At 62.7% G+C, this 12,107-nt stretch carries 11 protein-coding genes and 1 tRNA gene; 4 read left to right on the forward strand and 8 right to left on the reverse strand.

Annotated features, from left to right (window positions below; genetic code table 11):
• Genes NKI05_RS00355 through NKI05_RS00365 form a run of 3 tightly spaced genes read right to left on the reverse strand, consistent with a single transcriptional unit; the run spans position 1 to position 3,988 of the window.
• Positions 1-1,356 carry an LLM class flavin-dependent oxidoreductase gene (locus tag NKI05_RS00355; RefSeq protein WP_352792130.1) on the reverse strand — a complete coding sequence of 452 codons (1,356 nt, stop codon included), beginning with the start codon at positions 1,354-1,356 and terminating at the stop codon, positions 1-3.
• A gap of 13 nt (positions 1,357-1,369) precedes the next feature.
• Positions 1,370-2,545, reverse strand: coding sequence for an acyl-CoA dehydrogenase family protein (locus NKI05_RS00360; RefSeq protein ID WP_023815035.1), 1,176 nt, complete (start codon positions 2,543-2,545; stop codon positions 1,370-1,372).
• A 21-nt stretch (positions 2,546-2,566) separates the two neighbouring features.
• Positions 2,567-3,988, reverse strand: coding sequence for an NAD(P)-binding domain-containing protein (locus NKI05_RS00365; RefSeq protein ID WP_023815034.1), 1,422 nt, complete (start codon positions 3,986-3,988; stop codon positions 2,567-2,569).
• A gap of 324 nt (positions 3,989-4,312) precedes the next feature.
• On the opposite strand from NKI05_RS00365, the gene NKI05_RS00370 reads away from it, so the two are divergent.
• Entirely contained in the window at positions 4,313-4,612 is a 300-nt protein-coding gene (locus NKI05_RS00370; RefSeq protein WP_023670849.1) for a hypothetical protein, read from the forward strand.
• A 210-nt stretch (positions 4,613-4,822) separates the two neighbouring features.
• Here the strand turns inward: NKI05_RS00370 and NKI05_RS00375 are convergent.
• Positions 4,823-4,898 (reverse strand) — tRNA-Ile (locus tag NKI05_RS00375).
• A 134-nt stretch (positions 4,899-5,032) separates the two neighbouring features.
• Here NKI05_RS00375 and NKI05_RS00380 point away from each other — a divergent pair.
• Positions 5,033-5,743: an SIMPL domain-containing protein gene (locus NKI05_RS00380; protein ID WP_023672467.1), complete on the forward strand. Its 711-nt coding sequence runs from the start codon at positions 5,033-5,035 to the stop codon at positions 5,741-5,743.
• Between the two features lie 268 nt (positions 5,744-6,011).
• On the opposite strand, the gene NKI05_RS00385 is transcribed toward NKI05_RS00380, so the two are convergent.
• Positions 6,012-6,356 (reverse strand): hypothetical protein, encoded by a 345-nt coding sequence (locus NKI05_RS00385; protein WP_023672466.1) that lies wholly within the window; start codon positions 6,354-6,356, stop codon positions 6,012-6,014.
• Positions 6,357-6,576: 220 nt separating this feature from the next.
• On the reverse strand, positions 6,577-7,023 hold the full coding sequence (locus NKI05_RS00390) for a YcgN family cysteine cluster protein (protein ID WP_023672465.1): 447 nt from the start codon (positions 7,021-7,023) through the stop codon (positions 6,577-6,579).
• A gap of 202 nt (positions 7,024-7,225) precedes the next feature.
• On the opposite strand from NKI05_RS00390, the gene NKI05_RS00395 reads away from it, so the two are divergent.
• Both NKI05_RS00395 and NKI05_RS00400 read left to right on the forward strand, forming a co-directional pair.
• Positions 7,226-9,436, forward strand: a complete 2,211-nt coding sequence (locus NKI05_RS00395; RefSeq protein WP_023697091.1) for an OmpA family protein — start codon at positions 7,226-7,228, stop codon at positions 9,434-9,436.
• Between the two features lie 326 nt (positions 9,437-9,762).
• Positions 9,763-10,278, forward strand: coding sequence for a TIGR00645 family protein (locus NKI05_RS00400; protein ID WP_023672463.1), 516 nt, complete (start codon positions 9,763-9,765; stop codon positions 10,276-10,278).
• Between the two features lie 130 nt (positions 10,279-10,408).
• On the opposite strand, the gene NKI05_RS00405 is transcribed toward NKI05_RS00400, so the two are convergent.
• Both NKI05_RS00405 and NKI05_RS00410 read right to left on the reverse strand, forming a co-directional pair.
• Positions 10,409-11,275 (reverse strand): SDR family oxidoreductase, encoded by an 867-nt coding sequence (locus NKI05_RS00405; RefSeq protein ID WP_023697090.1) that lies wholly within the window; start codon positions 11,273-11,275, stop codon positions 10,409-10,411.
• A 119-nt stretch (positions 11,276-11,394) separates the two neighbouring features.
• Positions 11,395-12,102, reverse strand: a complete 708-nt coding sequence (locus tag NKI05_RS00410) for a helix-turn-helix transcriptional regulator (RefSeq protein ID WP_155929572.1) — start codon at positions 12,100-12,102, stop codon at positions 11,395-11,397.
• Between the last annotated feature and the right edge of the window lie 5 nt (positions 12,103-12,107).

Below are 12,107 nucleotides of genomic sequence, written 5' to 3' on the forward strand. Positions count from 1 at the left end.
CTATTCCGCCGCCGCCGCGGCATGCCGCGAAAAACGGTTTGCCGGCCGCTTCAGGCCGAGATTGTCGCGCAAGGTGCTGCCCTCATACTCCCGACGGAACAGGCCACGGTGGCGCAGTTCCGGCACCACCAACTCGATGAAATCCTTCAAGCCGCCGGGCATGATCGGTGCCATGATGTTGAAGCCGTCGGCGCCGTAATTCTCAAAGCGCTCTTCCATCGTGTCGGCGATCTGTTGTGGCGTGCCGACCACCTGCCAGTGGCCGCGAGCGCCGGCGATGCGCAAATAGAGCTGCCGGATCGTCAGCTTCTCGCGCCGCGCCAGATCGATGACCAGCGCCTGCCGGCTCTTGCCGGCATTGGTCTCCGGCAGTTCCGGCACCGGCCCGTCGAGCGGATAGGCGGTCAGATCGAAGCCGCCGGCCAGCGCCGAGACCAGACCGAGGCCCACTTCCGGCTGGATGAGATCCTGCAGCTGTTCGAACTTTTCCTGCGCCTCGGCTTCGCTGCGGCCGACGACCGGAAAGATGCCTGGCAGGATTTTCAGATCATCCTCTGAACGGCCGTACTTACCGAGCCTGCCCTTGACGTCGGCATAGAAGGCGGTGGCTTCATCGAGCGTGATCTGCGCGGCGAAAATCGCTTCCGCGGTGCGCGCCGCCAGCTCCTTGCCGGGGCCGGACGCGCCCGCCTGGACGACGACCGGATGGCCTTGCGGCGTGCGCGGCGTGTTCAGCGGACCGCGCACCTCGAAGTGCTGGCCCTTGTGGTTCAGCACATGCAGCTTCTCCTTGTCGAAATAGCGCCCGCTCACTTTGTCGCGCGGGAAGGCATCATCCTCCCAGCTGTCCCACAGCCCAAGCACGACATCGGCGAATTCCTCGGCGCGATCGTAGCGGTCGCCGTGCTGGATATGCGTATCGTGGCCGAAATTGAATGCCGCATCCGGATCGGACGAGGTGACGAGGTTCCAGCCGGCGCGCCCGCCGCTCAGATGGTCGAGCGACGCGAACTGGCGGGCCAGATTGTAGGAATCGGAATAGCTGGTCGAAGCCGTGGCGATCAGGCCGATGTTGGTGGTCACCGCCGACAGCGCCGACAGCAGCGTAATGGGCTCGAACGGATAGACGCCGCTATGCGCCTTGCGGCTGGCAGCCTCGAGATTGCTCAGCCGCGCCGCGACGCCATCGGCAAAGAAGATCGCATCGAATTTGGCCGCTTCCGCGAGCCTGGCCAGTTCGACATAGTCGCCGAGGCTGGTCCCCTCGGCCGCCTGTGGATGGCGCCATGCCGCCACATGGTGGCCGGTGAAGAGAAGAAACGCTCCAAGCTTGAGCTTGTCCTTGCGCCTGGCCATTTTCCGCGCCTCCTCAGCGATACAACCCGCCGACCGGGAATTCCCCGGTCAGCAACCAGGTGCCGATGGTGCGCTTCTTGTATTCGGCCGGGTTGTGCAGCGTGTGCGTGCGCACATTGCGCCAGAACCTGTCGTAGCCATTGGCCTTGGTGGCCGAGCGGGCGCCCATCACCTCGAAAACCTCGCTCGATGCGTCGAGACCGATTTGCCCGGCATAGACATTGGCGGTGGCAAGGTCGATCGCCGTCTGTCCGCGCTGCTCCAGGGTCAAGGCCTCGCCCTTGCCATAGGCGGCATCGAGGCTGCGCGCCGCCACATCGGCGAGTTCGGCGGCAGCCAGCGTGCGGATATAGAGATCGCCATATTTGCGCTGAACGAACGGATCGTCGGTGTGGTTCTCATAGCCGGAATAGACCCAGGGTCGCGATTGCGAGACCGTATAGTCGCGGCCTTCGCTCAGCGCTCCTTGCGCGCTGCCGACGAAGAGGTTGAGCAGGACCGCCTGCTGGAAGAGTGAAATCAGCGTCTGGAACGGCGTCAGCGGCACGGCGGGCGAGCCGATCAGTTCGTCATCACCGATATGCACATCCTTGAACGTGACTTTACCGGAACCCGTCTGCCGCTGGCCGACGCCATCCCAGTCATCCTCGATGACGATACCTTCACGATCGGCCGGGATCGCAGCTGCCAGGCGGTCCTGGCCGTCTTCCCATGCCACCTGGATATAGTCGGCGATGTGCGAGCCGGAAGAGAACGGCCGGAAGCCGTTCAGGATCCAGCCCGAGCCGTTGCGCCTGGCCGTAGAGGTCTTCGACATGGCGTTGCCGGAATTGCCCCAGACCCAGTTCTCGCGGGCCGAGCGTGTCAGCAGTTGGTCCCTCTGCGCGTCCGTACCGCGAAACAACACGCCGTTGAGCGGCAGATGATGGTAGCCGTAGAGATGGGCTAGCGAACCATCGGTGCGGGCAAATTCGCGCACGACGCGCAGCACCGACAGCCAGGGCGCGCCCTTGCCGCCATAGTTTTTGGGAATCTGCGCCGACGGCAGTCCACTTTCCTTGAGCAGGCGGATCTGCTCGACCGGTCGTCCACCGGCCTTGTCGCGCGCCACCGCATCGCGATCGAAGATGGTGCGCAGCTCGACCGCCGTGGCGACGAACGGGTCGGAAAGGTCAGGGCTGAAGGTCATGCGTTTGTCCATGGAATGCGTCTATTCCGCCGCAATGGTCTGTGCCGGCCGCCAGACGGCAGAGGCGTAGGCCTCCTCCCCGAACTCGGCCGGATGGCTGCCGGTGATGCGGCTCTCATGGCTGTCGAGATCGGCAAGGAAGAGATCGCGGCTGATGCGGGCGACGACAGCCGGCACGTCGCGCCTGATCGACGGAACATCGCCTATCGGCAGGCCGAAACTGACGAAGCCGCCTGGATTGAAGACGTGGATGTTCCTCAGGAACGGCGCCTCCCCCAGCGCTTTCTCGAGGAATTCATGGCCGAGGCCGAGATAGGGATGGGCGCCGAAAAATTCATCCAGTTCGCCTTCCGCCGGCGCGTATTGGTCACGCCACAGCCGGATCGAGGCGGCGAAATCGCTAAATTCCGGCTTGCGCGTCGGGTCGGCGAAATAGCCGGTGCCGGCGATGACGAAGTCGAAAGCGAACGTCTCGGCGCCGATGTCGGTGACGACCTTGCCGCCGTCGATATCCGCATTCGTCCAGGGGGCACCGAGATGCAGGTGGAAATTCTTGTGCCGCACCACCCGCTCCACGGCATGGGGCGGTGGCGTCGAACCGGCCTCGCGGAAGCGCAGTGCCTGGCGCCAGCGCACCGGATCGGGCAAGGCGCCGGGATAACCCCGCACGCGGTTGATCGGCACGCTGGCGATACTGGTGCGCCGCGCGAACAGGCGCACCGATTGCGCGCCGGCCTCAAGGGCTGTCCCCGCCGCATCGAATGCCGAAGCCGCCGACCCGACGACAGCGACCGCTTTGCCCTTGAGCGAGGCAAAATCGATTGCTGCAGAACTGTGTGCGACAAAGCCCTGGGGCAGAGCAGCGAGCACCGCCGGTATCATTGGACCGCCGCTGCCGCCAAAGCCATTGGCCAGAATGATCTTCCGCGCCGTTTCGATCAATGGCGTGCCGCCGGCATCGAGGTGGAGGCGAAGATACCCGTCAGCCGGCTCGATGCGAAGGAGACGCGTGCCGTAGCGAATGCCAATGCCGAGAAAGTCGCGATACCATTTCAGGTAATTCGCCCAATCCGTCCGCGCGATGCGGTCGAAGCCTGCATAGGCTTCGGCACCATGGCGCGCTTCGTACCAGGATTGAAAGCTCAGGCCCGGCAGGCCGAGTTCCGGTCCCGGCAGGCCCTTTGGTGTTCGCAGCCGGTTCATCCGCGCATGCGTGAGCCAGATGCCGGCCTTGCCCTCATCCGGCGCCGCATCGATGACCGTGACCTTGCCGATGCCGGCCCGCCTCAACGCGAAGGCGAAGGTCGCGCCCGTCTGCCCGCCGCCAACGACAAAGACATTGTGGTCGATGCCCTCCCGATCCGGCACCCAATTTTGCGGATCGGGACCGATCAGTCGAAGTGTTTCGCGGGCGTCGTGATCTGGATCGGACGGTAAGGCCATTTCGGTCCTGGCTGAAGTTCAAGCGTTACACCAAACTCCGCCCCGGTCGGCAAACAGTCCAGAAATGTCTGCTTTGATTGCCCGGTAGTTTTTTTCACTTGCATCCAACGGCACAATCGGAGCGTCACCGGGCTGCTGCCGGATATTCGGCACCACCTGCAATCCGTGATGACAAGCGAACAATTGGCGCGCAGGGCTGACATAATCTGAACGCTCGGTTGCCCGCGTCGATTCCGCTGCAATTCTTGCCCGTTAAAAGGAGTACGCTGCGTTTCCGACACTTCACCCAAGTAGGGGTCGAGCCCACGTGTGTAAAAACGCGTCATGCACCCGAAAGGAGACCTCGAGGACTTCGATTGGTGGCGGCTCTCACCACGCCTTGAGCTGCACCGGCGTCAAGTACACGGCGCCGTCGCGGTCGCGATTGAGATCTATTTCAAAGCACGACCGATGGAAAACGATGCGGTTGGGGACATTACCGATTACCATTCTCATGATTTCCTCAGCCTTTACCTGTCCGGGCTGGGTAAGAGAATTCTGTCGGAATTGGCTGCCAGATCCGCACAGATCAACCGAACTGGCAAGCGCATTTTGAGACTGCGGCCGAGTTCAGAACCCGCCTAATTGCACGTCGTTGCCGCCGATTGCCGCAGGCATCCTTGCAGGGTATTTCGAACCCAGGGGGCTTGAGCTAGGTGTGACAGTGCCATCAACGAGACGGAGAAAATTGACGAACGGGCCCCAAAACCATTTTGCCCAGAAGCCATAGATTTACCCGATAACGCTCAACTCAAACTCAAATAATTAGGCGTAAGGTATTGATATATAATAAACTGGTGGGCCCGGAGGGACTCGAACCCCCAACCAAGCGGTTATGAGCCGCCGGCTCTAACCATTGAGCTACAGGCCCCACGCGCGCTGGATTAGTGTTTTTCCTTGCGCGGCACAAGGCTTTCCGGACGAGCTGGCCGAGATCGCCCAAATCAGCCCATATTCGCGCCCTAGTCGACAGGCGCGACTGGATCGCACACCGAGGAGATTTTCATGACCAGACATATTTTGCCGCTCGCACTTGCCGCCGCGATCGCTTTTCCGGCGATGGCAAGCGCTGCCGATTCGCTGCCCCCGCCCCGCATCATCGTGTCGGGTGAAGGCCAGTCGACCGTGGCGCCTGACCTGGCGCTGCTGACGCTCAGCGTCATGCGCGAGGCCAAGACCGCACGCGCGGCACTCGACGCCAACAACGACGCCATGGCCGCCGTGATCGCGGCAATGAAGTCGGCAGGGATCAAGGACCGCGACCTGCAGACCGCCGGCATCCAGATCAACCCGCGTTACAACTACACCAACAAACCGGACGGCAGCCAGGAAGCCGAGCTTGTCGCCTACCAGGTGACCAACACACTCTCGGTGCGCATCCGCGACATCGACAAAACAGGTGAGATTCTCGACAAGGCTGTGTCGCTCGGCGTCAATCAGGGCGGAGGCATTTCGTTCTCCAACGAGGATCCGAAAGCTGCCGTCACCGAAGCCCGCAAGAAGGCGGTCGCCGATGCCATGGCCAAGGCCAAGACGCTGGCCGAAGCCGCCGGCGTCAGCATAGGCCGGGTGCTGGAAATCACCGACCAGAACGTTGCGCCGGCGCCGATGCCGATCAATGCAAAGGCCTTCGATGCGGCAGGCGCCGCGGTTCCCGTGCAGGCCGGCGAGAATGCCTACGCCGTGCAGGTAACAGTGACATTCGAGCTTAAGTAGCAGGCCGCCGGGCTGGGCGCGGTTCTGCTGAACCCGTCGGCCGGAACCGCAGATTTCCGACATGAAAAACCCCGGAGGACTGGCCTCCGGGGTTTTTTCGAGCCGCACCTTTCCGCGGAGGGAAAGGGGCTCCTGGCTGACCCTAGAAGGGTCATGCCGCTACTCCAGGTACTCCAGGCTGATCCTGGCAGAGGAACATGCCTCCGGATCGACCTTCGCAGAAGGTCGTATCCCAGACTGATCTTCGCAGAAGATCAGTCTGGTTCTCTTAGCGATAGATAACCGGGCAGCCGCGCTCATTGGCGAACACGACCACTACGCGATCGCCATACTGGCGGCCGGCGACCTTCACCACGCGGCGATTGACATCGACGATGCGGACGCGGTGCAGGCCCATGCGCTCGGCCTTGTCGAGGGCGCGATCCGGCGAGCAGCGGCGCCAATTGCGGTCACGGCGAAAGCCGTCCTCATCGTCGCCGGTGTAGACGCCGACGCGGCGGTCATGGTTGTTGCCGAAGCCGAGATAGATCGAGTCCGCCTGGGCGGGCACTGCGGCAAGCGTGCCGAGAGCTACGAGACCCGAAAGGGCTGCCGTCTTGAATGAGTTGAACATTGTCTTCTCTCCTTGTTGAGGGCTTGCGCCCGTCTTGGTCGAACCGATGGGGGGAGAATGCTCCTTGCAATCTGAACTCTTCGCGAACCGGCCGTTCATTTTCGGTTAATCTGCCCGACAGGTTGAAAGCAACCGCCCCTTCCACCGCTGCAAACGACCCTGACCGTCAAAAACGTCCAATGGCGCAGAACGCCCTATGGCAGCGTCCGTTCCAGAATGCTCAGGGCTCGTCATCGAGCATATAGTCGAAATAGTCGTCCGGCTCGGCCAGATCGGTCTCACTGGCGCGGACGCGGCCGCGCATGGAGATGCCGGCATCATGAACGGTCTCGGCACTTCCCGACACCAGCCTGTGCCACCAATAGAGGTCGTGCCCCTCGGCAACCAGCCGGTAGGCACAGGTTTTCGGCAGCCACGTGATGGTGCGCACATTCTGCGGCGTCAGCCCGACACAGTCCGGCACGCGCGCCAGCCGGTTGGCATAGTCCGAACAGCGGCAGCTTTGCCCATCGAACAGCCGGCAGCCGACTGATGTCCAGTAGATCTCGCCGGTATCCTCGTCCTCGAGTTTAGACAGGCAGCATTTTCCGCAGCCGTCGCACAGCGATTCCCACTCGGTGGGCGTCATCGCTTCCAGCGTCTTGGTCTTCCAGAACGGCGTTTCCATTATGGGTCGAGATGTGGCCTCCGCATGCGGCAAGGTCAAGCTGTTGTGTGACTTCAAGTTCCGGCCGCACCATAGGAAAAACATGAAGTTGCCTTCAAAACGCCGGTCAATCGTCCTTGGGTGCGGGTAATGCCTGCAAACCGGAACCAATCCGGTCAAGGACAGTTTGGGCAGGGATGGGACCCCACAAGGAGAATTTAAGATGAAACGCCAACCACGGGTACTGGCAGGTACGGCACTTGGCCTGCTTATGGCATCCGCGCCGTTGGGCGCATCCCCGTTGCAGGGCAACGCCGTTTTCGGCCCCTTGCAGCACACGGCCGCGCCACTGATCCTGGTCCAGGACGACCCTGCTGCAGATGGTCAGCAGACCGACCAGGAACTGCCGCGCAAAAAGAAACGCCAGCAGGCCGAACAGGCAGCGCCGGCCGCCGAGCAGCCTGCACCGGCTGCAGAGCAACCCGCCCCTGCCGCCGAGGAACAACAGCCGCGCAGGAAGAAGCGGGATCAGCAGCAGACCGAGCAGGCCCCGGCCGAACAGGCCGCACCTGCCGCCGAGGAACAGCAGCCGCGCAAAAAGAAGCGCAATCAACAGCAGCAGATCGAGGCGGCGCCTGCGGATGAGGGCGGCGCCCAGGCAGCGCCGGCGACCGATGAGCAGCCGCTCAAGCCACGCAAGAAGAAGCGTGACCAGCAGCAGATCGAGGCAGCACCGGCTGAACAACCGGCCGAACAGGTAGCTCCGGCAAATGAAGAACAGCCGCTAAAGCCACGCAAGAAGAAGCGCGACCAACAGCAGATCGAAGCGGCGCCCGCTGAACAGCCGGCCCAGCAGCCTGCCGAGCAGGCAGCGCCCACCGAACAGGTGGCGCCGGCAAACGACAACAAGTCGGGCAAGAAAAAGCGCAAGCAGGATCAGCAGATCGAGGCCGCGCCTGCCGACAAAGCGCCAGACGTCAAAGTTGCGCCTGCCGAAGAGCCCGCGCCGCAGGCCGAGCCGATTCAGCCCCCGGCCGATCAGCAAGCGGCTCCCGCCGAAGGTGAACAGCCGAAGGATCAGGCGAAAAAGCACGGCAAAAAAACTGTCGGCGAACAGCCGGTGACGGGCGAACAGCAGCCTGCGACCGGTGAACCACAGCCTGCGGAGCAACCGGCCAATGCCGAGCAGCCCGCGCAACGTGAGACGCCGGCGCAAGGCGAAGCCACGGCCAACCCCGACGAAGCACCCATCCTGGACAGCCAGAAGGATGCCAGGCGCAAGCACCGCAAGGACCAGGGCGGCAACAGCCAGAATGGCGACGGCCAAAATGGGAACGGCCAAAATGGGAACGGCCAGAATGCTGGCGGCCAGACGGGCGAGCAGCCCGCGCAGGGCGGCACCGAGGCGCAAGCCCCGAAGCCGGCTCCGGTCGACCAGGGACCGCCGCCCACCGACGACAAGTCAGCTCAGCAGGCAATTCAGCCAGAAAAGATCGCCCCGGTGACGGAGGAAAAAGGCAAACGCGTCGAGCGTGCACCCGATGAGAACGTCCGCGACCGCCGGCGTCCGAAAGGCGTCGACGTCGTCAAGGAACTCGGCGACCGCGTCATCCTGCAGTTCAACAACCAGACGATCGTGGAAAGCAATGACGCTCCGCGCATGCACCGCGGCGCCAGGAATGTTTACTATGAGGAACTGTCGGGCGATCGCTCTCGGGAAATCGTCGAGCGCGACAATGGCATCCAGATCGTCACCATCCGCAACCGCAATGGCGACGTCATCAGGCGATCGCGCATCACGCCGGATGGGCACGAATATGTGCTGAGCTATGTCGACGAGCGCAGCTATGACGACGACAATGACTGGCGCGATCCCGGTGACGACCTGCCGCCGATGCGGCTCACCATCCCGCGCCGCGAGTACATCCTCGATTCGGAAGATGTCGAAAGCCCGGACGATTATTACGAGTTCCTCGAACAACCGCCGGTGGAGAAGGTCCAGCGCCTCTATTCCATCGACGAAGTGAAGCGTTCGGCGCGCGTGCGCGACATTGCCCGTCGCGTCGACCTCGATACATTGAACTTCGAGTTCGGCTCGGCCTCGATATCCGACACCGAAGTGCAGAAACTGGAAGGCGTCGCCACGGCCATGGAGAAACTGTTGAAGAAGAACCCGGCCGAAACCTTCCTGATCGAAGGCCACACCGATGCGGTTGGCACGCCGGAAGCAAACCTTGCTCTGTCCGACCGGCGCGCTGAGTCTGTCGCCGAAGCGCTGACCAATGCCTTCGGGATCCCGCCGGAAAACCTGACCACTCAGGGCTATGGCGAGGAATACCTGAAGGTCAACACCACGGCGCCCAACCGCGAGAACCGCCGTGTCGGCATCCGTCGCATCACCTCGCTGGTGGCACCGGTGGCGAGTAACAATTGATCTGCTTTCCAATGGCTTGAGCAGCTTTCTGGAATCAGATCGACAACAAGGACCCATCCCGGCAGATCGGGATGGGTCGAGCTGCGGACAGCAATCCCGGTTCAGCAAGAATTGTACTGGTATTAGAACCGGCTCATTGAATAGAGCGGCCGCCCTCCCCAGATTCAAGCCTGGGCGTTCCCTGCCCCGTCCCGACTCCAGCGGGATGCATTGAACCCCGCCGGCCCTCCCGGCGGGGTTTTTTTGCGTCGCAATTTGCCTTGCAAACTGCGGCAAGCTGATCGAAATACCCCAGTCGACCTCAGAAAGCTGACCGGAACCGCTGCATGAAACGTCTCGAACTCGCCATCGAATCGATCATCCTCGCCTCACGCTGGCTGCTGGTGGTTTTCTACATCGGGCTGGCCCTAGCGCTCGCCGTCTATGCGCTGTCCTTCGGCAAAAAACTCTACGAGTTCGTCATGGTCGCCTTCACACTCGACGACACCGACACCATCCTGAAGATGCTCGGCCTCATCGACGCCGCACTTGTCGCCTCGCTGGTGGTGATGGTGATCATCTCCGGCTACGAGAATTTCGTCAGCCGCTTCGACGACCAGGATGGCGGTGTGCACTGGCTGGGTACGATCGATGTCGGTTCGCTGAAGGTCAAGGTCGCCTCGACCATCGTCGCTATTTCCTCGATCCACCTGTTGCAGGTGTTCCTGAATTCGTCTTCCTATACGATCGACCAGCTGATGTGGCTGACCATCATCCACCTCGCTTTCGTCGTCTCGGCGCTGATGCTGGCCTATATCGACCGGCTGATGGGACTGAGCAAAGGCAAGAAGGGCGAGGAGTGATGAGCCCCTTTCTCCCCGTTCATGGGGAGGTGAGGCTGGTCCGCACAGCGGGCGAAAAGCCAATTGCTTGGTTTTTCGAAAAACGCCGGCAGGTGGATGAGGAAGCAGCGCCGTCGGCCCGTGATTTCCGTCAGTAGATGCTTTTGACGTTCGTCGGCGAATTGGCAAATACCGCGTCCGGCACGAAAAAGTCGCCGGCCAGCGGCCCGGTCGCGCCCGGCGCATAGACCGCGAAATCGGTCACGCCCTCGGCCCGCAGCACCTCTTCATCGATGTAGAAATTGCCTGATGTCTCGCGCGATGGCCGCAGGAAGATGGCGTGTGCGGCATCGGCCATGATGTCGGGTAAGCGGCTCATCGCCGCCACCGTCGCGCCGCCGAGCAGATTGCGCACCGCAGCCGTGTCGATGGTCGAGATCGGCCACAGCGAATTGACCGCGATGCCGTCCTTGGCAAACTCGGCGCTCATCCCCAGCGTGCACATCGACATGCCGAACTTGGCCATGGTGTAGGCGACATGGTTCTTGAACCATTTGGCCTTCATGTCGAGCGGCGGCGCCAGATTCAAGATGTGAGGATTGCTTGCCAACTTCAGGTGCGGAATGCACATTTTCGACACCAGGAAGGTGCCGCGCGTGTTGATCTGGTGCATCAGATCGTAGCGCTTCATGTCCGTCTCCAGCGTGCCGGTGAGCTGGATGGCGCTGGCATTGTTGACGCAGATATCGATGCCGCCGAACTTTTCGACGGTCTTGGCAACCGCCTCAGCCACCTGCGCCTCCTCGCGGATGTCGCACAAAACAGGCAGCGCCTTGCCGCCGGCCTGCTCGATCTCCTCAGCTGCCGAGTAGATCGTGCCCGGCAGCTTCGGATGCGGCTCGGCGGTCTTGGCCGCGACCGTCACATTGGCGCCGTCGCGCGCAGCTCGCAGCGCGATCGAAAGACCGATGCCGCGCGACCCGCCGGAGATGAACAGCGTCTTTCCCTTGAGCGACATGTCTTGGCACCTCCCTTGCTACATCACTGACGCGAACCATTGCGCGGCGGCAATGCACTGCGCAAGGCCTCGGCAGCCTGCAACGGGTTACGCAACGTAGGCTCAAACGGAAAAGGGGGTTAGACCAGCACCAGGCCCTGCCGCATCGCGATCGCGATGGCATCCGTGCGGTTCGCAGCACCCAGCTTGATCAGGATCGCGGCGACGTGGAACTTTGCCGTGTGCACGGAGATGTTCAGCCGCCGCGCGATCACCTTGTTGGGTGCGCCTTCGGCCAGCAGCGCCAGCACTTCGGCCTCGCGCGGCGACAGCGCCGGACGGGCGGTAGCGCCATCGTCCAACGGCTCCTCGCCGAACAGCCCGCTATGGCTTCCGCCGTTGGCGGCGGCATCGAAATCGTCGTGGCGAGCGGGCGTCGAACGCCCATCCCTGGACACCCGGTAGCCGGCCGCCGCCAGTCTGACGGCAGCCGCGATCAGATTCGCATCCGACGCCAAAGGCAGCACGGCAAGCACCCGGTTTTCCGGCCGGCCAGCGCTCGCGGATAGCAGCACCCGTGGGATTGCGCTGTTGCCACCATCGGCCCGATCGAGCCAGGCCGGACTGTTCGCAACAGCGTCATCGACGACAGCGACGTCGGCAATCCCGCTGCCGGCCACGACCGGAAGCAGATCGTCCGCCATGGCAAGCGAAGCCGACAGGCGCTCGGCACGCGCGGCATCGTGCAGCGCGATCAGCACCACGAGCTGGCGTCCGCCGCCCGCCACCTCCGGCCCACCCACCTCCGGCCCACCCGCCTCCGGCCTTGTCAGCGTGTCGCTTTCCATCGCCC

Source organism: Mesorhizobium sp. M0771 (assembly GCF_040320155.1).
Classification (GTDB): domain Bacteria; phylum Pseudomonadota; class Alphaproteobacteria; order Rhizobiales; family Rhizobiaceae; genus Mesorhizobium.